We start from the raw sequence: 22781 nt of genomic DNA, 5'->3' as shown, positions 1-22781 counted from the left end.
CGCTTCCTATCCGGTGGTGGTCACGTTGAGTACCGCGTCGTAGTGGTCTTTGCCGTCGGAAATCCGCACGGTGATCTCCCACTGCCCGGGCATGCTGAGATTCACGTCGCCGCGGTAACGTTCGGTGCCCTCGGGGTGGGCCACCACAGGCGTTGTGGCGTGACCCATCTGGGGCATCGCGGGTTCGAATGTCACCGATTCCGGCGTCGGCGACTCGCCCGCGCTGCCGGTGATCTCGACCACCAACGCGTTGATCCCGACCTTCGGTGGCGTGCCGGTGATACGCACCAGATACGGGCCCGCGGTGGCCTCGGCGACGAGCGGCGGCGCGGGTTTGGGCCACAGCAGCCACAATCCGGCGGCCGCGGCGACCCCGGCGATCACGGCGACGACGATGAGGCGTTGACGGCTCATGCTGCGGGAACCTCGACTTCGGTTGGCGCGGTGAGGATGGCGTAGTCGCGTTCGCTCTGCACCCACACCTTGTACCGACCCGGCAGGGCGAAGGTGTAGGTGAAGTCGATCTCCGGTCCATAGCGGGCCACCGATTCGTCGGGTTGGCCGCCGGCGGCGCCCGGGGCTGGCGGTACCATAGCGTGGGCATGGGCCCAAACCGGCGCTGTCAGTGCGATTTTGCCGATGTCGGTGCTGTTGGTGTCCAGCGGGCCGATCACCATCATGTGGCCGGTCATGCCGAGCCATGGCTGCAGGTCGGCGGTGTCGCCGAACCGCGCCCGGACGGTGCTCGGCGTACCGGCGGGGGAGACCGTGGTGGTGATCCGGGCCGGGGACGGACCGGGTGTCTTGGGTGCCTGGCCCTGGTTGCGGCCCGCGACCGAGCCGCGCAGCAACTGGATGCCCCCGCCTCGGCGGGCGATCTCGGCCGCGACGGCGTAGGTGCCGTGCTCGGCCGGATCGAACTGCACCTGGTAGCGACCCGGGGCCACCCGCACCGGATGCAGATGCGACATCGCCCCTGAGGGGGAGACGACGATGAGGTGGATCAGCGCGCCATGGTGGATGAGCAGGTCGTCGACGGCGCGCCCGGTCGCCGAATCGATCAGGTTGAGCTCCAGCGCCTGGCCCTGCATCGCCAGCGCCAAGTTGACCGGCGGTCGTGAATAGTCCACGGGGGTCAGGGAATTCGCTGCCACCCGGGCGTAGGGGTCGCGGATGTTCTCCACGGTGGGGTCCATGTCGCGGCCGGGCTGCGGTGGCGGTGGGGACGACGCCGACAGCACGGCCCCGGTGACTCCGACGGTCAACGCGACCACCATCGCGGTCGCAGGGATCAGCGTGACCGCGCCCCGTCGCGACCGGAGTGCCACGCCGAGCGAGACGATCAGCAGAACCCCGGCGGCGAAAAACCCGTAGTCGCTGGCCTTCTTCCACGGCGGGGTGATCTGCGCGGGGACCAGGAATGGGATGCGGGCCACGGTGTGTCCGTCGTCGACCAGAAGTTCCCACGGTCCGGGCCGGTCGACGTCGAGTGTCGTGGTGTAGATGCCCGGTGCGCCGAGCTGCACGTGGCCGGAGCTGCCCGCGGTCCCCGCGGTGGTCGCCATGAGCTGCAGGGTCCCGGGTGCATCGCCGGCGTGGGTGACCACATCCACCTGGAGCGGGCCGAGCACCGGGCCGACCCGCCGGATCACCACCGTCAGCTCACGGCCGCCCAGGGACTGCGCGATGTGCACGTCGGTGTCGGACCCGCCGCCGTCGGCGTGCACAGTCGGGGACCCCAGGAGCAGCGTCATCACCATCAGCATGCCGACCGTGAGCGCCCATGTCAGTAGGGTTTTCCCCCAACGGGGTGCGACGTTCACCTAGCCAGTATTAACAGATCCTCAGAGCAGACGGGCAGGCATGTTTGCTGTCACACCTTTTCGAGGTCGGGCAACTGCCAGGTCTTGTCGAACAGGGCGGGCTTGGGTCCGTAGAGCCGGAACAGCACCTCGAACCGGCCGCCGGGTGTGGTGGGAATCCAATTGGCCTCGTTGCGCTCTGACGAGCGCTCGCGCGAGGAGCCATGAGGGGTGCAGACGGTCCGATGTATATGTCGACGGAGCCGTCGGGATTGCTGATCAGGTCGGGTCGATGTGACGCGCGGCTGGCGTACGGCAGATCCCGGATCAGCGCATGCGTGGCACGGTCGTACACGGTGGCCGACCAGTAGAGCGACACCGGGGGGTCGGCCGGGACCCGTAGCCGGTAGGTCTGGTCACCGTCGAGCGGCTTGCCGTCCCTGTCCGCGATGGTCATCACGTAGAACTGGCCCTGGCCAAGGTGTTTGGCGCTGAAGTAGATGAAGGAGTACAGCAGCCCGCGATCGTCGACGGGATAACTGCCGACATCGGCGAAACCGGTCTGCATGCCCCGCACCACCTCGGGTGAGGCAGGGACGGCCCAGTGCGTGCCCTCGAAATACGGCGGGGTGAAGAACCGCGGATAATTGGCTTCGAGCCAGTCGTGTGCCGCCGCCGCGGCAGAGTTCAGCACTGCGGTGAGCTCTGCGTCGGGCGAGAACGGCGTGCCCTTCTCGATGCCGATCGACTTGAGGATCGAGATCATCACCCGGTCGCGCTGCAGCCAGAGTTCGCGTTGCACGAACCGGTCGAGCAGTTCGAAGAACCGGAGGTCGTACGGAATGGTGCTGTCGTACAACGCATCAGCCGCATCGACGAATGTGGTCGGGGTGTCGGCATGTCCCAGCGGATAGAACTTGACCCGCTTGCCGTACTCAACCGCAGCGGCAACGTCGGCGTCATCGCTCGAGGCGATGTTGGACCGCAACGCCCCGAATCCGGTGTAGGTCGCCGAGTTCAGCGCGATGTGCCCGGCGGGTATCTGTCCGTCGTAGTCGGGCGGCAGGATCAGGTACGTGCCGCCCGCACCCTTGTCGACGCCGGCGGGCCCGACGTCCTCCAGCGCCTCCTGCCAGCCGTTGTCGATGGATCCGGTGATGGAACCGCCTTCGGCAGGAGGGATTTCGAGCACCATCGGCCCGGCCTGCGTGTCGTAGAACGGGAAGACGTACACGGTATCGGGATTGGGTGTGAGCGTCTGGTTCTTCCAGTCCGGCAGTTTCGACCAGAACACCACCTGATTGTCGGTGGCACCCACACCGGCGGCGGCCTCGCGCAACAGCTCGAAGTTGACGGCGGGCATGCCCCAGATGACGGCTTGGATTGCCCGGGAACGCACCAGTTCATCCATGGCACTCACGCTAGCCGGTCCCGTTTTCCCCGCGAGCACTTCTCCCGCGAACAGACACTGCGGTACGCGACACGCCGCATTTCGCGGACTTTCATGTCTGCTCGCGCGGGGAAACTCAGCGCACGGAAACTCAGCGAACGGTGGCGAAGAACGTCTTCACGTCCTCGACGAACAACTCCGGTTGCTCGAAGGCCGCGAAATGCCCGCCGCGCGGCATGGTCGTGTAATGGGTGACGTTGTAGCCGGTTTCGCACCAGGCGCGGGGTGCCCGCAGGATCTCCAACGGGAACGACGCGATGCCGGTGGGCACGCTCACGTATCCGCCGCCGCCCCAGGTGTCGTGGCTTTCCCAGTACAGCCGGGCCGACGACGCTGCCGACGCGGTGAGCCAGTACAGCATGACGTTGTCGAGCATTTCGTCTTTGGAGACCACGTTCTCGGGATTGCCGTCGCAGTCCATCCACGACCAGAACTTCTCCACGATCCACGCGAGTTGGCCGACGGGGGAGTCCACCAGTCCGTAGCCGACGGTCTGCGGCCGCGTGGACTGCTGCTTCATGTAGCCCGAATCCCATTTGCGGTAGTAGTCGATGCGGGCCAGCGCCTTCTGCAGGTCCTCGGTCATCTCACCGATGCCCTCGGCGGGCGGTTGGGCGATCGGCATGTTGACGTGAATGCCCACGCACGAGCCCACATTGCGGCCGATCTGCGTCGTCACCGCGGCACCCCAGTCGCCGCCCTGCGCGCCGTAGCGGTCATACCCCAAACGCACCATCAGCTCGTCCCATGCCTCGGCGATCTTCGCGACACCCCAGCCGGTGGACGTCGGTTTGCCGGAAAAGCCGTAGCCCGGTAGCGACGGGCACACCACGTGGAACCCGGCCTCCGTCAGCGGCTCGATCACCTTGTGGAACTCCACGATCGATCCGGGCCAGCCGTGCGTGATCAGCAGCGGGAACGCGTCCCGGTGTGGCGAGCGCTGATGGATGAAATGGAGGTCCAGGCCGTCGATTTCGGTGGTGTAGTGGTCGAAGCGGTTGAGTGCGGCCTCCCGGGCTCGCCAGTCGTAGGAGTTCGCCCAGTAGTCGGCGAGTTCGCGCGTGTAGCTCAGCGGTATGCCCTGGCTCCAGTCTTCCACGCATTCGGCTTCGGGCCATCGGGTCCGCGCCAGCCGGTCCTTGAGGTCGGCGAGCTCGGTGTCGGGGACGGCGATCCGGAACGGTCTGATGGAAGACATGTGAGCCATCCTGTCGCATCACCTCAGCGGTAGACCAGCCCGCTGAGTCGCCACGCCAGTTGGTGGCGTACCACGGGAAGGTGCGACGCCAACCCCATCAGCACATTGCGGATGGGACGCAGCAGCGGTGGCAGCGTGGCCACCCGGGTCAGCTGCCCGGTGAGTGCCAGCACCTGCTGGGCGATCGGTCGGCGCGCCGCGCTGTAGTCGTCGAGCACGCTTTCCGGGGCACCGCTGAGCACGGCGGCGAGCGCCTCGGCCAGTGCCACCGCGTCTTGGATGCCCAGGTTCATGCCCTGCCCGCCTGCCGGGCTGTGTACGTGGGCGGCGTCGCCGGCGAGTAGCAGCCGACCAGCGCGGTAGGTGTCGGCCACGCGGTGCTGGATCCGGAACCGCGAACCCCAGATGACCTCTGTGACAACGGTTTTACCCGGCCCGAAACCGCGTTGGTCGAGCAGGCGCTGGACGTAGGACACGGTCGGGCATTCCGGTGCGTCCGCGGTGGGAGCAACGATGCGGAATACCTTGTCGGGCAATGGCGCGACGACGGTGAGGCCCGATTTTGCGTAGAACAGGATCACACCCTCGTCGTCCAGCGGTGCTGCCAGCCGGACATCGGCAAGGGCGAACGACTCCGGATACTCGCCGCCGCTGAACCCGATGCCGGCTTGGTCCCGCACCCGGCTGTGGATGCCGTCCGCGCCGACGACGTAGCGCGCCCGCATCGCGGTGCCGTCGTCGAAGGTCGCGGTGACGCCGTCGCCGTCCTGGTCGAGTCGTTCGAGCCCGAGCGGTCGGATCACCGTGCCGCCGAGTTCGGTGAGCCGCTGCACCAGGATCCGCTCAGTGTCGGCCTGGGACAGCATGAGCGTGAACGGGTAGGCGGTCGGCAGTCGGCTGAAGTCGACGGGGATCAGCACGCGCTCACCGTCGCGCATCGTGAAGTGGGGTGTGACCAGCCCTTCGGCGATCATGCGGCGGGACACGTCGAGCTCCTCGAGGACTTCGAGCGTGCGGGCGGCCACGGCGGCGGCGCGCGAGGTGTTGGCGCCCTCCGCCAGTTTGTCGACGACGGTCACGTCGACCCCGCGGCGGCGCAGGTCGGCGGCGAGGGTGAGGCCGGTCGGGCCGGCTCCGACACCAGGACGTCGGTGGATTTCATGGTGAGCTCCTCTGCCTGTCGAGTAGGTCAACGCTTGTTGACATACCCATGATGAACCCGGTCCGGCGCTGATGTCAACAGTTGTTGACCTATGCTGTCGGTCATGAAGCGTTCAGCCGATCGGACCAGGGAGGCGATCCTCGCCGCCGCCCGCGAGCAATTCGCCGCGACGGGCTACCAGGGCACGACCATCAGGGCGGTCGCCGCGGCGGCAGGCATCGACCCGGCCCTGGTGATCCGGTATTTCGGCAACAAGGACAAACTGTTCGCGACCGCATCGGAGTTCGATCTGCGATTCCCCGACCTCACGGCGGTCGACCCGGCCACGGTGGGGCGCCACCTCGTCACGCATTTCCTCAACCGCTGGGAGGGCGACGAGGCACTCACCGTCCTGCTGCGTTCGGCCACCACCAATGCCGAAGCGGCCCAACGTATGCGGGAGATCTTCGGGGCCCAGCTGGTGCCGGTGGTCGCGAAGCTGGCGCCGGCGGGTGAGGCCGAGCGGCGCGCCGGCCTGGTCGGCGCTCAGATGATGGGCCTGGCCCTGTGCCGGTTCGTGCTCGCGGTGCCGCCGGTGGCGGATATGACGCGGGAGGAGATCATCTCGTCGATCGGCCCGACGATTCAGCGTTATCTGTCAGGGGATCTGACGTAGCCTGCGGGCTTTGGACACCGCCTCGTGCCGGGTCCGCGCCCCGAGTTTGGCTGTGGCGCTGCGCAGATAACTCTTCACCGTCTCGGGCTTCAGTGAAAGGCGTTGCGCGGCTTCGGAATTGGTGCATCCCATCGCCACCTGGGCCAACACGTCGACCTCCCGGGCGGTCAGCGGCGCGCTGGCCGGGGCGTCGCCGCGCAGCGCGCCCGCCAGGCGGTCGGCCAGTTCACGCAGCGGGCCGGCCAGCGCGGGAGTGTCAGCGGCCAGACGGCGCAGATCGGCGTACACCGAACGGATCTGCTCGGTGTCGGCGGGTTGATCGCCGAAATTCGCCAACTGCGCCTCACGCAGCCGCAGCCTGCGGTCCACCTCGTCGCGGATCCGGAGCTCGTCACTGAGCCGGCGCGCCGAGGTCAGCATGGCCGCCGCGGTGCGGTCGCCGATCGGCGCGCTACTGCGGTGCGCGCCGTACAGCACGGCCCGCGCGGTGCCGTCCACCACCACCGGCACCGCCAGGATCGACCGGATGCCCTCGGTCAGCACCGGCTCGTCGTAGTCGTGGGTGATGGTCGCCGACCGCCGGTAGTCGGGCACCGCGATGGGCCGCCGTGCCACCATCGACGCGCCGCCGAGCCCCGCACTCGGCCGGACCGCCAGCCCGCGCATGGCTCCCGTGCGGGTGCCGATGAATTCGCTGAGCAACAGCGCGTCGCCATGCACCTCCCCGCCGAATGCCAGCGGCAAACCGGTGTCAACGGCCATGCGGCGCAGTTCGGCGCGCACCGCATCGGCGTCGCGCGGCCGCAGCAGCGAGGGGCGCATGGGCGGATACCCACTTTCGGGGGTAGCGGACAGATAACTGTGACGTAGAGCATAGCTGTCATGGTCAGTAACACCGATCGCTACCGCACCGCCCGTGACCAGCTTGTCGCGGCCATCGCCGACTACGACAAGGCCGTCGAGACCTTCTCCTGGCCGCAGATCACCGGCACCTTCAACTGGGCCACCGACTGGTTCGACGTGATTGCGCGAGGCAACGAGCGGACCGCGTTGTGGATCGTCGAGGAGGACGGCAGCGAGCAGCAGATCAGTTTTGCCGAGATGGCCGAGCGCTCCGACCGGGTCGCCGGCTGGTTGCACAGCCTGGGGATCGGCAAGGGCGACCGGGTCCTGGTGATGCTCGGCAATCAGGCCGAGCTGTGGGAGTCCATGCTGGCCATCGCCAAGCTCGGCGCGATCATCATGCCGACCACCGGGGCGCTGGGCCCGGCCGATCTGGCCGACCGGATCACGCGGGGCGGCGCGCGCTTCGTCATCGCCAATGCCGCCGACGCGGACAAGTTCACCGAGGTCGACGGCGACTACGTACGCATCGCGGTGGGTGAGCCGGTCGCCGGCTGGCACGCCTACGCCGACGCCGCGGACGCCGAGCCGATCCGCTGGGCGGGGACGACGACGGCCGAGGACCCGTTGCTGATCTACTTCACCTCGGGCACCACCAGCAAGCCCAAACTGGTTGAGCATTCCCAGGTCTCGTACCCGGTCGGTCATCTGACGACGATGGCGTGGATCGGGGTGCGTCCCGGCGACGTCCACCTGGCGATCAGCTCACCGGGCTGGGCCAAACACGCCTGGAGTTGCTTCTTCGCGCCGTGGATCGCCGAGGCCACCATCTTCGTGTACAACTACCGGCGGTTCGACGCCGCCGGGCTGCTGCACCAGATCCGCCGAGCCGGGGTCAACACCTTCTGTGCCCCGCCGACCGTGTGGCGCATGCTGATCCAGGCCGACCTCGGCGCCAAACCCGAAGGGCTGCGCGAGATCCTGGGCGCCGGCGAACCGCTCAACCCCGACGTCATCGCACGGGTCGAGAACGCCTGGGGCCTGACCATCCGCGACGGCTTCGGCCAGACCGAGACGACGTTGCAGGTCGGCAACACGCCGGGGCAGCCGGTCAAGCCCGGTTCGATGGGCAGGCCGATGCCGGGGGTCCCGGTGGTGCTGGTGGATCCCATCAGCGGCGAACTCGCCGACGAGGGTGAGCTGTGCCTGGATCTCAGCGCCCACCCGGTCAACCTCATGACCGGTTATCTCGGTGACCCGCAACGCAATGCGGCGGTGATGGCGGGGGGCTACTACCACACCGGCGATGTCGCGGCGCGCGACGCCGACGGCTACATCACCTACATCGGCCGTACCGACGACGTGTTCAAGTCCAGCGACTACAAGGTGTCGCCGTTCGAGCTGGAAAGTGTGCTGATCGAGCATCCGGCGGTGGTGGAGGCCGCGGTCGTGCCGCAGCCCGACGAGACCCGGCTGGCGGTGCCGAAGGCGTACGTCGCCCTCGCCGACGGCTGGGAAGCCAACGCCGACACCGCAAAAGCCGTGATGTCCTACGCCCGTGACCACCTCGCGCCGTATCTGAAGGTGCGGCGCGTGGAGTTCTTCGAGCTGCCAAAGACCATCTCCGGCAAGATCCGCCGGGTCGAGCTACGCAGGCGCGAGGACGAGGCGTACCAATCGGGGACGCCGATCGACAGTGAATACCGCTACGAGGATCTGGTGGATTGATGCACAGTTACGACGCGGGACCGACCGACACCCCCATCCTGGAGGAGACGATCGGCGCGAACTTCGAGCGGACCGCGGCGACGCATCCCGGCATCGAGGCGCTGGTCGACGTGGCCCAGGGCCTCCGGTACACCTACGCCGAGTTGAACGACGAGATCGACGTGGTCGCACGGGGTTTGATCGGCATGGGAATCGACAAGGGCGACCGTGTCGGCATCTGGTCCCCGAACTGCGCCCAGTGGACCATCGTGCAGTACGCCACCGCCAAGATCGGTGCGATCCTGGTCAACATCAACCCGGCCTACCGCGCCCATGAACTGGCCTATGTGCTCAACCAGGCGCAGGTGCGGCTGCTGGTCTCCGCGACGGCGTTCAAGACCTCGGACTACGTGTCGATGGTGGCGCAGGTGCGTCCGCAGGCTCCGGAGCTGGCCGACGTGGTGTTCCTGGGCACCGGCGACTGGGATCGCCTGCGCGAGCGCGCCGTGGGACCCGAGGCCCTGGCGGCCCGCGCCGCGACGCTCGCCAACACCGACCCCATCAACATTCAGTACACCTCGGGCACAACAGGTTTCCCCAAAGGGGCGACGCTGAGCCACCGCAACATCCTCAACAACGGGTTCTTCGTCACCGAGGGCATCAAGCTCATGCCGGGAGAGCGGTTGTGCATCCCGGTGCCGTTCTATCACTGCTTCGGTATGGTGATGGGCAACCTCGGGTGCACCACCCACGGCGTCACCATGGTGATCCCGGCACCCGGATTCGACCCGGAAGCCACCTTGGATGCCATCGAAACCGAAAGGTGCACCGGCGTTTACGGGGTGCCGACGATGTTCATCGCGATGCAGAACCACCCGAGTTTCGCCGGCCGGGACCTGTCGTCGCTGCGCACCGGGATCATGGCCGGTTCGGTGTGTCCGGTCGAGGTGATGAAGCGCTGCGTCAACGACATGCACATGTCGGAAGTCGCGATCTGCTACGGCATGACCGAGACGTCGCCGGTGTCGTGCCAGACCCTCATCGACGACGATCTGGAGCGGCGTACCTCGTCGATCGGCCGGGTGCACCCGCACCTGGAGGTCAAGATCGTCGATCCCGAGACCGGTGCGCTCGTGGAACGTGGTGCCCCGGGCGAACTCTGCACCCGCGGCTATTCGGTGATGCTGGGGTATTGGAACGACCCGGAAAAAAGTGCAGAGGCGGTCGACGCCGACGGTTGGATGCACACCGGCGATCTCGCGGTGATGCGGGAGGACGGCTACTGCAACGTGGTCGGCCGTATCAAGGACATGGTGATCCGCGGCGGTGAGAACGTCTATCCCCGTGAGATCGAGGAGTTCCTGTACACCCATCCCGATGTCGAGGACGCCCAGGTGGTCGGGGTGCCCGACGAGCGCTACGGCGAGGAGATCTGCGCATGGATCCGGCTCAAGCCCGGCAGTGCCCCGCTGGATGCCGCTGCGGTCCGGGCGTACGCCTCGGGCAAGCTGGCGCACTACAAGATCCCGCGCTACGTGGTGGTGGTCGAGGAGTTCCCGATGACCGTCACCGGGAAGGTCCGCAAGGTCGAGATGCGGGCCGAAAGCGTCCGGATCCTCGGGCTGGGTTAGCGTTTCGCCATCGAGCGCAGGGCGAACTTCTGGATCTTGCCCGTCGACGTCTTCGGCAGGGCGTCGACGAAGTCCACTGTGTCGGGCACCTTGTAACCGGCAAGGTGGGCGCGGACGTGCCGGCGCAGATCGTCCTCGGACGCCGTCTGCCCGGCCCGCAGCACGACGTAGGCCTTGGGCCGCTCACCCCAGTGCTCGTCCGGTACGCCCACCACCCCGACCTCGAGCACCGCGGGATGCGACGCCAGCGCCGCCTCCACCTCGATGGTCGAGATGTTCTCGCCACCGGAGATGATGATGTCCTTCGCGCGGTCGCGTAGCTCGAGGTAGCCGTCCGGATGCATGACGCCGAGGTCGCCCGAGTGAAACCAGCCGCCCCGGAACGCCTCTGCCGTCGCCTCGGGGTTGTCGAAGTACCCGGTCATCACGTTGTTGCCGCGCATCACCACCTCACCCATGGTGGCGCCGTCCCGCGGTACGTCGTTCATGTGCTCGTCGACCACCCGGACGCCGTCGGTCACCACGAATCCGACCCCTTGCCGCGCCATCAGCTTGGCGACCTCGTCCGAAGGCGCGGTGGCCCAGGTGCTCTGCCGCTCGCACACGGTGTACGGGCCGTAGGTTTCGGTCAGCCCGTAGACGTGCACGATCGTGGCGCCCAGCCGTTCGACGGTCGCGATCATCGTTGGGCTCGGGGGAGCGGCCGCCGTCGTCACGATCAGTCCGTGTGGAAGATGGTGCGCCCGCGGTGAATTCGCCACGGCGATGAGGACGGTCGGGGCCCCGTTGAAGTGGGTGACACCCTCGGTGTCGATCAGCCGCCAGATCTCGTCGGCGTCGACGGCACGCAGGCAGACGTGGGTGCCGCCGAGCGCGGTGACACCCCAGGTGGTGCACCAGCCGTTGCAGTGGAACATCGGCAGGGTCCACAGATAGACCGACTCGGTGGTGTGCCGGGAGTGGATCAACTCGCCGAGCGCGTTGAGATAGGCCCCGCGATGGTGGTACACAACACCTTTCGGCTTGCCGGTGGTCCCGGACGTGTAGTTGATCGAGATCGGCCCGCGTTCGTCCGGCACGGTGAACGGCAGCGGGTCGTCGCTGCCGCGGGACAGGAAGTGTGCGTAGTCCGGGCCGCTGACGTCGGGGCTGGGCTGTGCTCCGGAAGCCGGGTCCACCACGGTGACGATCTCGCGGACTGTGGTGAACTGCGATACCACGGGTTCGACGGTCGGGTGCAGACCCGCGTCGACGACGAGCAGCGTCGCGCCGGAGTGGTTACAGATGTACAGCACTTCTTCCGGCGCCAGCCGGGTGTTGACGGCGACCAGGACCGCGCCCGCCAAGCCGACACCGAAATGTGCGATGAGCATCTCCGGAATGTTCGGCATCAGGTACGCAACCCGGTCTCCGGGCCGGATGCCGCTGGCCCGCAGGGCATTACCCAGCCGTGTCGCCTCGCGGGCGAACTCGCGATACGTGATCCGCCGGTCGTTGTAGACGATCGCGGTCTTGTCGGGAAACACCTGGGCCGCCCGTTGCAGGAACACCAATGGGGTGAGCTCGGTGAACGACGCCGTCGTGGTCATGCAGGTCTCCTGTCCTCACGCCAGCAGCGGGCGCAGCCGCTCCGCACACTCTTGCAGCACCGGGACCTGCCGGCTCAGCAGTTCGGTCTGATCGGATCGTCCCGACATCGCCACCGCGGCCACCAACGCACCGGTGGCCGAGCGCACCGGTACCGCCACGCAGGCCGACTCGTCGCGCAGCTCGCCGGTCTGAGTGGCGACGTCGTTCTGGCGCACGGTCTGTAGTTGTTCGGCAAGAACGGCTTTCGACGTCACGGTGCGCGCGGTCAACGCGCCCAGCTGCGTGCCGAGCAGCGCATCGGCGTCGCTCTTCTCGGCCAGCAGCAGCTTGCCCACCGCGCACGCATGCAGGTGATGGTTCAGCACCGACTCGTCGGCCGGCGGGGGATACTCCCCGTCGGGATCGGCGATGCGCACCGAGGTGTTGGTGAAGTAGAACAGGTGCACGCCGAACCGCACCGACAGCCGCATCTCGCCGAGCACCTCCCGCGCGGCCGTACACACCGTCGGCGACACCGCGGCGTCGATCAGCACCCCCATCCGCGGGCCGAGCGAGAAACCCGAAAGGTCCGGCAGCCGCACGATGTAGCCGTCGGCGACAAGGAGATTCAGCAGCCGGTAGGTGGTCGCCGAGGGCATGTTCAGGCGGTCGGCGATTTCCTTCGCGGTCACTCCCACACCCGCGTGCGCGACGGCCTCCAGCACCTGCAGCGCACTCTGCACCGCCTTGGGCTGGCGGCCCGACAGTGCTCCGTCGGCGGGGCTCATCGACGTACCTCCCACGGGTTGTAGTCGGCGAAGATGTCACCGGCCACGGTCTCGTCGAAGACACCGACCCGCTCGGCCAGGTCGGGCACCGAGCGACGGCGAAGGGCGAAGGCCCCGAGACCGATTGCCAGCAGGGCGGCGAACACCGCGGTGGCGACCCACACCGGCGATTCGACGGTCAGCACCGCCCAGCCGATGATCGCGACCATCATGGCCGCGGTGGTCAGGCCGACGGTGAGCGGCGCCCAGGTGAGCTCGCCGATGCGGCGCAGAAATGTCGGCGCGGCCAGGCATGCCAGCAGGTAGGCGCCGATGTAGCCGTGCGCGGATATCGCCAGTAGGCCGATCAGCACCTCGCGGCTGGAGCCGACGATCAGCAGATAGCCCACCGGCACGGCGACGATCACCGGGATGGCCACGTAGAGCGCGATGTGCGGGGTGCGGTGACGCGGGTGCGCATCGCCGACGGCCGACGGCAGCACGCCTTCGCGGCCCATCGCGAACAGGGTGCGCGACAACGCCGTCGTCGAGCCGATCACGCAGGCGAACCAGGATGCGGTGATGCCCAGTTCCATCACGATGGACAGCGCCACCGATGCGGTTCCCGCGGTGTCGGGCAGGCTGAGCACGATGGGCACCGCACCGATGCCGGCCTGGATGGTGCCTGCGGACTGCATCGCGGCGGCGAACGTGTAGAGCACGCCGAGCGCGACCGGCGTCCACCGGATCGCGCGGGTGACGGTGACGAAGGGCCGCTGTGCCTCGCGCGCGACGGTCGACGCGCTCTCGAATCCCTCATAGGACGTGATGGCCAGCAGCAGTGCGAAGCCCAGGGCTGAATGCGTTTGTACGGCAGGTGCTTCCGGTGGATCGTGACCTCCGGTGACCGCTCCGGTGAAGGCGATCACGAGCACCACCGCAGCCGCGACGATCGCGAAAACCTCGACGGTGAGCGAGATTCGCGCCGACAGCCGAATGCCGCGCACCATGAGGGTCAAGGCGACGATGCCGACCACCACGGCAAGCGCCGCGATGGTGGGCTCACCGCCGGGCACCCCGAGCCGGCCCAGCAGGGCGGTGAGATAGCTTGCGGCGCCCAAGGTGCTGGCCATCGCTGCCGCCGCATAGCCGATCACCACCGACCATCCCGCCGCGATACCCGGCACCGGCCCGAGCCCCTTGACCGTATAGCTGTACAGGCCGCTGACCGCGACCATCCGCGTGGAGAACTGAGTCACGCAGTAGCCGACGGCGGCCATCAGTACCGCCGTCACGATGAACACGGGAAGCGTCGCGGAGCCCGCAGCCGGGATCACCAGCGCGGGCAGGGTGACCATGACGGCCGACGGAGCCACCGCCGACACCGACTGCCCCAGCACCTGGGTGAAGGACAGCTGAGCGCGCCGGAGCCCTGAGACCGGCGAGCTGCTCTTCATGGCACGTCTGCCGCTCACTCGTCGCAAGGTAGCCCATCGCGGGACTCCGCCACAGCCCAATTCGAGGAAAATTTTCAAATGAGAATCCGGCCGCCCACGGCCCCGCGGTCCGGCCCGTCTCGTTCTAACCGGACACCGTCAACTGGCCTTTCCCAGGAGCCCGAATGAGAATTGCCGGAATTTCTCAAATGAGAATCGCAATGCGCTGAATATCCATTTGAAATAAGTGGTGACGCGCACCACATCGCGGCGTAAACATGATTCCCATGACAGCCTTGCTCAGCACAGATCTGGACCCGCGCACGCTCGATTTCATCTCGTCTCCCCGCCGGATGTACATCGACGGGCAGTGGGTCGATGCGATGTCCGGGCGGCGGTTCGACACTGTCGACCCGGCCACCGAGCAGGTCATCACCACCGTCCCGCACAGTGGGCCGGAGGATGTCGAACGTGCCGTCACCGCGGCCCGCCGCGCCTTCGAGGACGGCCCGTGGCCGGCCATGACCCCGGCCGAACGGCAGAAGGTGCTGTGGCGCATCGCCGAGGGCATCTCCGCCCGCGCGGACCAGTTCGCCCAGTTGGAGAGCATCGACAACGGCAAGTCCGTGGCCGTCGCCAAGGCCGTCGACGTCACCTGGGCCGCGGAGATCTTCTATTACTACGCGGGTTGGGCCACCAAGATCGAGGGCCGCACCATCCCGGTGTCGGTGCCGTGGGCGCCCGGCGGCCGGTTCCACGCGTTCACGCTGCGTGAACCGGTCGGCGTATGCGCCCAGATCACCCCCTGGAATTTCCCGCTGGTGATGGCTGCGTTCAAGGTGGCGCCAGCGCTGACCTGCGGCAACACCGTCATCCTCAAGCCGGCCGAGCAGACCCCGCTGACCGCGCTGTTGCTGGCGGAGGTGATCGCCGAGGCCGGCGTCCCGGCCGGGGTGTTCAACCTGCTGACCGGCTTCGGTGACGTCGGAGCCGCGCTGTCGGCGCACGACGGCGTCGACAAGGTCGCCTTCACCGGGTCCACCGAGGTCGGCAAGTTGATCGTGAATGCCGCGTCGGGCAACCTCAAGAAGGTCTCGTTGGAGCTGGGCGGCAAGAGCCCGCAGGTGGTCTTCGCCGATGCCGATCTTGAGGCCGCGATCCCCGGCGTGGCAGGCGGGTTCCTGTTCAACCACGGCCAGACCTGCACGGCGGGCACCCGGCTGCTGGTCGAGGACGCCATCTTCGAGGAGTTCACGCAGGGCGTCGCCGAGCACGCCGCGGGTCTGCGCATCGGCCCCGGCCTCGACCCCATCAACGACATCGGCCCGCTGGTCTCGCGGGAGCAGCTCACCAAGGTCACCGGCTACCTCGACGCCGGGATCGCGCAGGGTGCCCGTGCACTGGCCGGCGGTGGTCGCCACGGGGACACCGGTTTCTATGTGCAGCCGACGCTGTTGGTCGACGTCGACCGCGAGTTCAGCGTCTACCAGGAGGAGATCTTCGGGCCGGTGGCCGTGGCCGTGCCGTTCAACCGGGACCGCGGCGTCAGGGAGGCGGCCAACGACACGCCCTACGGGCTGGCGGCCAGCGTGTGGACCCGCGACGTGTCGACCGCGCATCGGGTGGCCGCCCAGATCAAGGCGGGCACCGTGTGGGTCAACTGCCACAACGCGTTCGACACCGCATTGCCGTTCGGGGGATACAAACAATCGGGCTGGGGCCGCGAACTCGGTGAGGGCGCGATCGCCGAATATACCCAGACCAAAGCTGTGAATATCGCGCTCTAGATTCCGCAGCCGTCAAATGAGAATTCGGGGCCACCGCAATTCTCATTTGGACCCGCCCCGTCCAATTCCACCGAAAGAAATGCCATGTCAACTGACGCAGTTCTGACTCCCAGCGTCACCGCTGGGCATCAGGCCCACCGACTGGCGGGCAAGCTCGGCCCTACCGCCATCGTGTTCATGGTCGTCGCGGCCGCCGCGCCGCTGACCGTGGTCGCAGGCACCTTCCCCATCGGCATCGCCGCGGGTAACGGGGCCGCGTTCCCGGCGTCGTACGGCGTATGCACCGTGGTGCTGCTGTTGTTCGCCGTCGGTTTCACCGCGATGGCCCGCCACATCCCCGGTGCCGGCGCCTTCTACACCTACATCGCGCACGGGTTCGGTCGTCACGCCGGTCTCGGCGCGGCGTTCCTGGCGCTGCTGTCCTACACCGCCGTGCAGGGCGGGGTGTACGGCTACATCGGCGCATCGCTGAACGAACTGGTCACGAGCCACGGCGGCCCGTCGGTGCCGTGGTATGTCTACGCCCTGGTGATGATGGGCATCACCGGATTCCTGGGCTACCGGCACATCGAACTGTCCGGCAAGGTGCTGGGTGTCCTGCTGGTCTGCGAGGTCGGCATCGTCCTGGTGATCAACGTGGCGGTGATCGGCCACGGCGGCGCGTCGGGGCTGTCGACCGCAGTGCTGCACCCTGGCAACTTCTTCTCGGGCGCCCCGGGCATCGCGCTGATCTTCGCGCTGGCGGGCTACATCGGATTCGAGGCCACGGCGGTGTTCCGTGACGAGGCCCGTGATCCGGCCCGCACGATCCCGCGGGCCACCTATGTGGCGCTGTTGGTCATCGGCGGGTTCTACGCGCTGTCCAGCTGGGCACTGGTCTCTGCGTGGGGCGACGCGGATGTGGTCGGCGAGGCGACCAACAATCCGGCCACCATGCTGACCGATACCGCGACCCGCTACGTCGGGTCCGTGGCCGGCGACCTGGTCCAGATCTTCCTCATCACAAGCCTTTTCGCTGCCCTGCTGTCCTTCCACAACGTGCTGGCCCGCTACATCTTCTCGCTGGGCAACACCCGGGCGCTGCCCGAGCGGTGCGGTCGCTCGCATCTGCGCCACGATTCCCCGCACATCGCCTCGGCCGTGCAGACGGTGTCGGCCCTGGTGCTGGTCGTCGCCTCGGTCGTGGCGGGCCTGGATCCGGTGACGCAGGTGTTCACTTGGTTCGTCGGCGCCGCGTCGGTGGGCATCGTGGTGCTGATGACGGTCACCTCGGCAGCCGTCGTCGTGTACTTCCGCCGCACCCGGTTGGACACCCGGCCGTGGAACACCCTGATCGCCCCCCTGCTCGGATTCGCCGGGCTGGCAGTGCTGTCGGTGATGACCGCGGTGAATCTGCCCCTGCTGGTCGGTGGATCCGACACTTTGGCCGCCATCATCGGCGTCCTGCTGGTCGGCGCCTTCCTCGGCGGCATCGTGGTCGCGGTCATGCGCCCACACGCCGGAACGCAACAAGACGAAAACCCTGATATCGCAAAGGAGATCGCACGATGACCGCCACTATTGAGCCCCAGGTGACCACGGTCCCCGATCACCCGCTGACCCCGCTGAGCGCCGACGAGATCCGCGCGGCGCGCCGCATCGTCGACGAGGCCGGGCTGCTGGGCGAGAGTGTCCGCTTCGTGTTCGTCGCGCTGGAGGAACCGCACAAGCGTGACGTGCTGTCCTTCCACCCCGGCGACCACCTGGACCGCAAGGCCCGCGTACTGCTGCTGGACCGGGCCACCGGTCTGGGCTTCGACCTGGTGGTGTCGGTGACCGAAGGCCGCGTGGTCAGCCGGCTTTCGATCGACAGCACCGCCGACGGCCACGTGCCGATCCTCGACCAGGAGTTCGAGGACATCGAATCCTTCCTGCTCGACTGCCCCGAATGGATCGAGGCCATGACCAAGCGCAAGCTCAATCCCACTGACGTGCGGGCGGTTCCGCTGTCGGCCGGGGTGTTCGGCCACGAGGACGAGGTGGGTCGCCGCATCGTGCGAGTGCTGGCGTTCTACCAGTACGACAAGGCCGACCTGCCCTGGGCGCACCCGATCGACGGCGTGGTCGCCTACGTCGACCTCACCGGGCGCAAGGTCGTGAAGGTGATCGATGAGGTCGAGTTGCCGCTGCCCACCGAGCGCGGGGAGTGGGACGCGGCACCGCACGCCGTGCCGGCGCGGACCGATCTCAAGCCCATCGAGATCACCCAGCCCGAGGGCGCCAGCTTCAGCGTCGACGGCAACCAGATCACCTGGGCCGACTGGTCTTTCCGGTTCGGCTTCGACGTCCGTGAGGGACTGACCCTGCACCAGCTGTCGATCGACGGGCGCCCGGTGGTATACCGCGCCTCGATCGCCGAGATGGTGGTGCCCTACGCCGACCCGTCCCCGGTGCGGTACTGGCAGAACTACTTCGACCAGGGCGAGTACCTGTTCGGCCGGTACACCAATTCCCTTGAGCTGGGCTGTGACTGCCTCGGCGAGATCAAGTACTTCGACGTCACCATTGCCGACGAGGACGGCAATCCCAAGGTGATGAAGAACGCGATCTGCCTGCACGAGGAGGACTTCGGCGTGCTCTGGAAGCACACCGACATGTTCAACGGTATGGCGGAGGTCCGCCGGTCCCGCCGTCTGGTGATCTCCTTCTTCCTCACCATCGGCAACTACGACTACGGCTTCTACTGGTACCTGTACCTCGACGGCACCATCCAGCTGGAAGCCAAGGCCACCGGCATCGTGTTCGCGTCGGCCTACCGCGGCCCGGACGGTTTCTCCACCGAGATGGCCCCCGGCCTGGGCGCGCCGTTCCACCAGCACATGTTCTCCGCACGGCTGGACATGGCGGTCGACGGGCTCACCAACACGGTCGAGGAAGTCGACGCCGTCCCGGTGCCGATGGGCCCGGACAACCCGTGGGGCAACGCTTTCCGTCCACAGAAGACCAAGCTGACCCACGAGCTGGAGGGCATGCGCACCGCCGACAACCTCAAGGCCCGGGTGTGGCACATCACCAACCCGACCAAGCAGAATCGGCTGGGCCAGAACGTCGGCTACGCCCTGCATCCCGAGGGGCAGCCCACCCTGCTGGCCGACCCGTCGAGCTCGATCGCCAAGCGCGCCGCATTCGCCACCAAGCACCTGTGGGTGACGAAATACGATCCGGCCGAACGGTATCCGGCAGGCCAGTTCGTCAACCAGCACCCCGGGGATGCCGGCCTGCCGACCTACGTCGCGCAGGACCGCAACATCGACGCCGAGGACATCGTGGTGTGGCACACCTTCGGGCTCACCCACTTCCCGCGGCCCGAGGACTGGCCGGTCATGCCGGTGGACTACGCCGGGTTCAAGTTGAAGCCGGTCAGCTTCTTCGACCAGAACCCGGCCCTAAATGTTCCGGTCGTTCCGTCGTCTCGATCGTCGCACTGCTGCGAGGATTAGGTCATGTCCATCGGTCGCACGCCCGCTGTCCTCGGACGGCGGGCGTGCGCCGTGCTGGCCGCCTGCTCGGCGGCCCTGCACGGCGTGCTGCTGGGCCATGCGGCCAACCCCGCGATGATGGCCGCCATGGTCGCCATGATGATCGCGTGCCTGTTCTGCGCGCGGGATCTGTGGCGCCGCGGATCTCTAGGGGTCTGGTGCGCGGTGGCCCTGATGAACCTCGCGATGATCGCGCTGCACATGCCCATGCCGACCCATCATCACGGTCTGGGCGTCGCATCGGCACCATCCGCCGCCGTGGACCCCATGACGATGGCGACCATGTTGGCGCTGGTCGAGGTCGTCATCGCGGCCGCGGTGCTGGCGTACCGCACTCGGCACCGCTCGCTCGACGCGGTCACGCTGGATAATCGGAATACGTGGGGATCCCGGCACTCGTCCTGATCGCTGTCGCAACGCTGCTCGCCTGTGTGCTCGTGGGCGGCGGCCTCTACGAAACGCTGGTCATCGATCCGGCGTGGCCGCGGCGACCCGGCATCATCCAGGCCCGCAACGGCGGCATCTCGCGGCGACGGTTCTGGATCCCGGCCCACAGCCTCTTCGAACTGGTCCTCATCGCCGCGATCGTCGCCGCGTGGGGCGACGCCGGGGTCCGGACCGCGCTGTTGATCGCACTGGTGAGTCACGCGGTGATGCGGATCTGGACGCTGCTCTACTTCGTGCCCACGGCGGTCGCCTTCGAGAAGGCCGATCCGGTCGAGGTCGACGAGTCCGCGGCGCGGCGCTGGACCCGACGCAGCCTGCTGCGGCTACCGCTGGATCTGATCACCGCGGTGTCCTTGCTCACGGCGCTGGCGCTGGCCTGAGGACCCTCACGCTTCCAGTTCGCCCGCGATGCCACGCTCGATGGCCGCCCGCGCAGTGGCGGGTAGCACGAACAACCCGTCGAGTTCGCGGCGCGCCTTGCTGTAGGCGTTCTGCCGCTCCTGGGGTGTGGCCGCCGTATCGGAGGCGAGCCTGAGCAGCTGCTGGGCGCGGGCCAGCCGTTCCTGGTCTTCGGGGGAGAAGTCGCTGCGCCGCCGCCGAATGGCCTCGGCCTCGGCCACGTCGAACGCCGAGGCGTATTCGTGCACGGCGTCGCGATACTCCAACTGCGCCTCCCGGTCGCCGAGCATGTCCTCGAGCTTGTCGGGACGCAGCCACTCCGCACGGCTGCGGGCCTTGTGGAACGCGATGGTCAGCGGCTCGCGCATATCCGTCATCAGCGGGAAATCCAGCAGCTTGGCGATGTCCATCTCGTAGTCGAGCCACCGGGCGTTGGTGCTGTCGTGCTGTTCGAGCAGCTTCTTGAGTTCGCGGTGCGCGGCGGCGTCGGTCATCTTCGCGCTGCCTGCCGCGCGGGCCAGTTCGATCTTGGTCTGCTGCTTGATCCGGTAGCGCTCGAGCCGACGCTCGGCGCGGCGTTCGTTGGCCGCGGCGACCGCCTTGATCCCGCCACCGATCGCGCCGCCGAGCGGAAAGATCAGCCACCAGAAGTTCCCGGCGAACTGCAGCATCGGCTCCACCACCCCAGGATGCCATCGGGAATCGCCACGGGCTCCTGAGTGCGTGACGCCATGGCGGAAGATCCGCGGAAATCCCTCCACCGCGCTACGAACGCGAACCTCGGCCTCAGGTTCGACATGCCCTGCGGAGACTGTGACGAGTGTGTAGGTTCCGGTGGCGACAGGCCAAAAACGCCGCGACAAGCTGCACGCTCGTCACAGCGGCCGGCACAGCACATCACCGACACCTCGCGGCCTACAGCTCGCGTTGGCTCGACCGAACGCGAACGTCAGCCGGGCAGCCCGATCCGTCGGTAGCGGTGCAGCCGCATGCCGATGCGTTCGGCGTCGGGCACTGTGCGTAGCCGGTGCAGTTCGCCGGCGATGCTCGCCGACAAGCGCGCGGTGAACTCCTCGGGTTCGTCGGCGGCGTCGGGCTGCTCGGCCACGATGGCGTCGACGATGCCGTTGCGCAGCAGATCGGCGGCCCGAATGCCTTGTGCGGCAGACAGTTCCGGGGCGTGTTGGGTATCGCGGAAGACGATGGCGCTGGCTCCCTCCGGTGGTAGTGGAGCCAGCCAGCCGTTGGCGGCGGCCAGCACGCGGTCGGCGGGCACCATGGCCAGCGCCGGGCCGCCACTGCCCTGGCCGAGCAGCACCGACACGGTCGGCACGTCCAACGTCACGAGTTCGGCCAGGCAGCGGGCGATCTCGCCGGCCAGGCCGCCCTGTTCGGCCTCGGCCGACAATGCCGGGCCCGCGGTGTCGATCATCGACACCAGCGGCAGGCGCAGGTCGGCGGCCAGCGCCATGCCGCGGCGCGCCTCACGCAGCGCCGCTGGGCCGACCATGCCGATGCGCTGCTGGCCGAGCACGACGGCGGGCTGCCCGCCGAACCGGGCCAGTGCCAGCAGCATCTGCCCCGAACCGCCCCCGGTTCCCGACAGCAGCACGCGGTCGGTGGCACCGTGCTTCAGCACGTACTCGGCACCGGGGCGGTCGGACCGTCGTGACGCGGTGACGGAATCCCAGGCAGGCACGTCGCGCGGCGCGGCCGGCGGTGGTTCGGGGGGCGGGGCTGCGGGGGAGTCACACATCACCGTCAGCGTGCGGTGCAGCACCGAACGCAGCGCGTCGACCGGCACGACGCCGTCGATGACGCCGTGCTGGAACAGGTTCTCCGCGGTCTGCACACCCGCCGGGAACTTTTCGCCGTAGAGCTGCTCGTAGACGCGGGGACCGAGGAATCCGATGAGCGCGCCCGGCTCGGCGGCGGTGACGTGGCCCAGCGACCCCCACGACGCGAACACCCCGCCGGTGGTGGGGTGGCGCAGATAGACGATGTAGGGCAGGTGGGCCCGCTTGTGCAGCTCGACCGCGGCGGCGATCTTGACCATCTGCAGGAACGCGACGGTGCCCTCCTGCATGCGGGTGCCACCCGAACTCGGCGAGGCCAGCAACGGCAGCCCCTCGGCGGTCGCGCGGGCGACCGCTGCGGTGATGCGTTCGGCGGCGGCCACCCCGATCGACCCGGCGAGGAAGTCGAACTCGCAGGCCACGACCGCGACGCGGCGGCCGAACACGGTGCCTTCGCCGGTGATCACCGACTCGTCGAGGCCGCTGCGGGCGGCCGCGGCGTCCAGTTCGGATCGGTACGACTCCGATGTGGCTACCTGCAGCGGAGGGCCGTCCCAGCTGCGGAACGACCCGGTGTCCAGGACAGCGTCACGTAGTGCCACGGCACGACTCAC

19 protein-coding genes are annotated in these 22781 nt (G+C 67.9%); 8 read left to right on the top strand and 11 right to left on the bottom strand.

Annotation, left to right across the window (positions count from 1 at the left end; translation table 11 throughout):
• Positions 1 to 6: 6 nt before the first annotated feature.
• The 5 genes from BTO20_RS29690 to BTO20_RS29670 form a co-directional block, all read right to left on the bottom strand.
• Positions 7 to 414 carry a FixH family protein gene (locus tag BTO20_RS29690; protein WP_087079476.1) on the bottom strand — a complete coding sequence of 136 codons (408 nt, stop codon included), beginning with the start codon at positions 412 to 414 and terminating at the stop codon, positions 7 to 9.
• The gene (locus tag BTO20_RS29685; protein WP_087079475.1) at positions 411 to 1823 is read right to left on the bottom strand and encodes a hypothetical protein; all 1413 of its coding nucleotides are present in this window, start codon (positions 1821 to 1823) and stop codon (positions 411 to 413) included. The genes BTO20_RS29690 and BTO20_RS29685 overlap by 4 nt, the downstream gene beginning before the upstream one ends.
• A gap of 10 nt (positions 1824 to 1833) precedes the next feature.
• Positions 1834 to 3213, bottom strand: a complete 1380-nt coding sequence (locus BTO20_RS29680; protein ID WP_456299078.1) for a DUF1254 domain-containing protein — start codon at positions 3211 to 3213, stop codon at positions 1834 to 1836.
• Between the two features lie 130 nt (positions 3214 to 3343).
• Positions 3344 to 4450 (bottom strand): epoxide hydrolase family protein, encoded by a 1107-nt coding sequence (locus BTO20_RS29675; RefSeq protein ID WP_087079474.1) that lies wholly within the window; start codon positions 4448 to 4450, stop codon positions 3344 to 3346.
• A gap of 23 nt (positions 4451 to 4473) precedes the next feature.
• The gene (locus BTO20_RS29670) at positions 4474 to 5643 is read right to left on the bottom strand and encodes an FAD-dependent oxidoreductase (protein ID WP_332460245.1); all 1170 of its coding nucleotides are present in this window, start codon (positions 5641 to 5643) and stop codon (positions 4474 to 4476) included.
• 72 nt (positions 5644 to 5715) lie between these two features.
• Between BTO20_RS29670 and BTO20_RS29665 the strand changes: the two genes are divergently transcribed.
• Entirely contained in the window at positions 5716 to 6267 is a 552-nt protein-coding gene (locus BTO20_RS29665; RefSeq protein WP_087082872.1) for a TetR/AcrR family transcriptional regulator, read from the top strand.
• Here the strand turns inward: BTO20_RS29665 and BTO20_RS29660 are convergent.
• Positions 6250 to 7089 (bottom strand): helix-turn-helix transcriptional regulator, encoded by an 840-nt coding sequence (locus BTO20_RS29660; RefSeq protein WP_087079473.1) that lies wholly within the window; start codon positions 7087 to 7089, stop codon positions 6250 to 6252. The genes BTO20_RS29665 and BTO20_RS29660 overlap by 18 nt on opposite strands.
• Before the next feature lie 60 nt (positions 7090 to 7149).
• Here BTO20_RS29660 and BTO20_RS29655 point away from each other — a divergent pair, with 60 nt between their 5' ends.
• Both BTO20_RS29655 and BTO20_RS29650 read left to right on the top strand, forming a co-directional pair.
• Complete coding sequence (locus tag BTO20_RS29655) at positions 7150 to 8838, top strand: AMP-binding protein (protein ID WP_087079472.1); 1689 nt, start codon at positions 7150 to 7152, stop codon at positions 8836 to 8838.
• Complete coding sequence (locus tag BTO20_RS29650) at positions 8838 to 10448, top strand: AMP-binding protein (protein ID WP_087079471.1); 1611 nt, start codon at positions 8838 to 8840, stop codon at positions 10446 to 10448. Before BTO20_RS29655 ends, BTO20_RS29650 begins: the two co-directional genes overlap by 1 nt.
• On the opposite strand, the gene BTO20_RS29645 is transcribed toward BTO20_RS29650, so the two are convergent.
• From BTO20_RS29645 to BTO20_RS29635, 3 genes are read right to left on the bottom strand one after another with little or no spacing between them, the layout of a single operon-like run.
• Positions 10445 to 12037 carry an acyl--CoA ligase family protein gene (locus tag BTO20_RS29645; RefSeq protein WP_087079470.1) on the bottom strand — a complete coding sequence of 531 codons (1593 nt, stop codon included), beginning with the start codon at positions 12035 to 12037 and terminating at the stop codon, positions 10445 to 10447. The genes BTO20_RS29650 and BTO20_RS29645 overlap by 4 nt on opposite strands.
• Before the next feature lie 15 nt (positions 12038 to 12052).
• Positions 12053 to 12805 (bottom strand): IclR family transcriptional regulator, encoded by a 753-nt coding sequence (locus BTO20_RS29640; protein ID WP_087079469.1) that lies wholly within the window; start codon positions 12803 to 12805, stop codon positions 12053 to 12055.
• Entirely contained in the window at positions 12802 to 14259 is a 1458-nt protein-coding gene (locus tag BTO20_RS29635; protein WP_408632131.1) for an APC family permease, read from the bottom strand. Before BTO20_RS29635 ends, BTO20_RS29640 begins: the two co-directional genes overlap by 4 nt.
• A gap of 248 nt (positions 14260 to 14507) precedes the next feature.
• Here BTO20_RS29635 and BTO20_RS29630 point away from each other — a divergent pair, with 248 nt between their 5' ends.
• From BTO20_RS29630 to BTO20_RS29610, 5 genes are all read left to right on the top strand, one after another.
• On the top strand, positions 14508 to 16007 hold the full coding sequence (locus BTO20_RS29630) for an aldehyde dehydrogenase family protein (protein WP_087079467.1): 1500 nt from the start codon (positions 14508 to 14510) through the stop codon (positions 16005 to 16007).
• A gap of 84 nt (positions 16008 to 16091) precedes the next feature.
• Positions 16092 to 17558, top strand: a complete 1467-nt coding sequence (locus BTO20_RS29625) for an APC family permease (protein ID WP_087079466.1) — start codon at positions 16092 to 16094, stop codon at positions 17556 to 17558.
• A complete protein-coding gene (locus BTO20_RS29620; protein WP_087079465.1) occupies positions 17555 to 19486 on the top strand; it encodes a primary-amine oxidase in 1932 nt (643 codons plus the stop codon). Before BTO20_RS29625 ends, BTO20_RS29620 begins: the two co-directional genes overlap by 4 nt.
• 3 nt (positions 19487 to 19489) lie before the next feature.
• The gene (locus tag BTO20_RS29615) at positions 19490 to 19930 is read left to right on the top strand and encodes a hypothetical protein (RefSeq protein ID WP_087079464.1); all 441 of its coding nucleotides are present in this window, start codon (positions 19490 to 19492) and stop codon (positions 19928 to 19930) included.
• Positions 19906 to 20352 (top strand): hypothetical protein, encoded by a 447-nt coding sequence (locus tag BTO20_RS29610; protein ID WP_087079463.1) that lies wholly within the window; start codon positions 19906 to 19908, stop codon positions 20350 to 20352. The genes BTO20_RS29615 and BTO20_RS29610 overlap by 25 nt, the downstream gene beginning before the upstream one ends.
• 6 nt (positions 20353 to 20358) lie before the next feature.
• Here the strand turns inward: BTO20_RS29610 and BTO20_RS29605 are convergent, their stop codons facing one another.
• Both BTO20_RS29605 and BTO20_RS29600 read right to left on the bottom strand, forming a co-directional pair.
• Positions 20359 to 21042, bottom strand: a complete 684-nt coding sequence (locus BTO20_RS29605) for a hypothetical protein (RefSeq protein ID WP_198344584.1) — start codon at positions 21040 to 21042, stop codon at positions 20359 to 20361.
• A gap of 278 nt (positions 21043 to 21320) precedes the next feature.
• Complete coding sequence (locus BTO20_RS29600; RefSeq protein ID WP_087079461.1) at positions 21321 to 22781, bottom strand: carboxyl transferase domain-containing protein; 1461 nt, start codon at positions 22779 to 22781, stop codon at positions 21321 to 21323.

Source organism: Mycobacterium dioxanotrophicus (genome assembly GCF_002157835.1).
GTDB lineage: Bacteria > Actinomycetota > Actinomycetes > Mycobacteriales > Mycobacteriaceae > Mycobacterium > Mycobacterium dioxanotrophicus.
The sequence above is the reverse complement of the archived record's forward strand: the minus strand, read 5'-3'. Positions and strand labels throughout refer to the sequence as shown.

Excerpts from the sequence above, each read along its gene's own strand:
- BTO20_RS29615 (WP_087079464.1), top strand. The coding sequence starts at position 19,490 with ATGTCCATCGGTCGCACGCCCGCTGTCCTCGGACGGCGGGCGTGCGCC.
- BTO20_RS29645 (WP_087079470.1), bottom strand. The coding sequence starts at position 12,037 with ATGACCACGACGGCGTCGTTCACCGAGCTCACCCCATTGGTGTTCCTG.
- BTO20_RS29630 (WP_087079467.1), top strand. The coding sequence starts at position 14,508 with ATGACAGCCTTGCTCAGCACAGATCTGGACCCGCGCACGCTCGATTTC.
- BTO20_RS29650 (WP_087079471.1), top strand. The coding sequence starts at position 8,838 with ATGCACAGTTACGACGCGGGACCGACCGACACCCCCATCCTGGAGGAG.
- BTO20_RS29605 (WP_198344584.1), bottom strand. The coding sequence starts at position 21,042 with ATGCTGCAGTTCGCCGGGAACTTCTGGTGGCTGATCTTTCCGCTCGGC.
- BTO20_RS29690 (WP_087079476.1), bottom strand. The coding sequence starts at position 414 with ATGAGCCGTCAACGCCTCATCGTCGTCGCCGTGATCGCCGGGGTCGCC.
- BTO20_RS29660 (WP_087079473.1), bottom strand. The coding sequence starts at position 7,089 with ATGCGCCCCTCGCTGCTGCGGCCGCGCGACGCCGATGCGGTGCGCGCC.
- BTO20_RS29675 (WP_087079474.1), bottom strand. The coding sequence starts at position 4,450 with ATGTCTTCCATCAGACCGTTCCGGATCGCCGTCCCCGACACCGAGCTC.
- BTO20_RS29640 (WP_087079469.1), bottom strand. The coding sequence starts at position 12,805 with ATGAGCCCCGCCGACGGAGCACTGTCGGGCCGCCAGCCCAAGGCGGTG.
- BTO20_RS29680 (WP_456299078.1), bottom strand. The coding sequence starts at position 3,213 with ATGGATGAACTGGTGCGTTCCCGGGCAATCCAAGCCGTCATCTGGGGC.
- BTO20_RS29620 (WP_087079465.1), top strand. The coding sequence starts at position 17,555 with ATGACCGCCACTATTGAGCCCCAGGTGACCACGGTCCCCGATCACCCG.
- BTO20_RS29655 (WP_087079472.1), top strand. The coding sequence starts at position 7,150 with ATGGTCAGTAACACCGATCGCTACCGCACCGCCCGTGACCAGCTTGTC.
- BTO20_RS29665 (WP_087082872.1), top strand. The coding sequence starts at position 5,716 with ATGAAGCGTTCAGCCGATCGGACCAGGGAGGCGATCCTCGCCGCCGCC.
- BTO20_RS29625 (WP_087079466.1), top strand. The coding sequence starts at position 16,092 with ATGTCAACTGACGCAGTTCTGACTCCCAGCGTCACCGCTGGGCATCAG.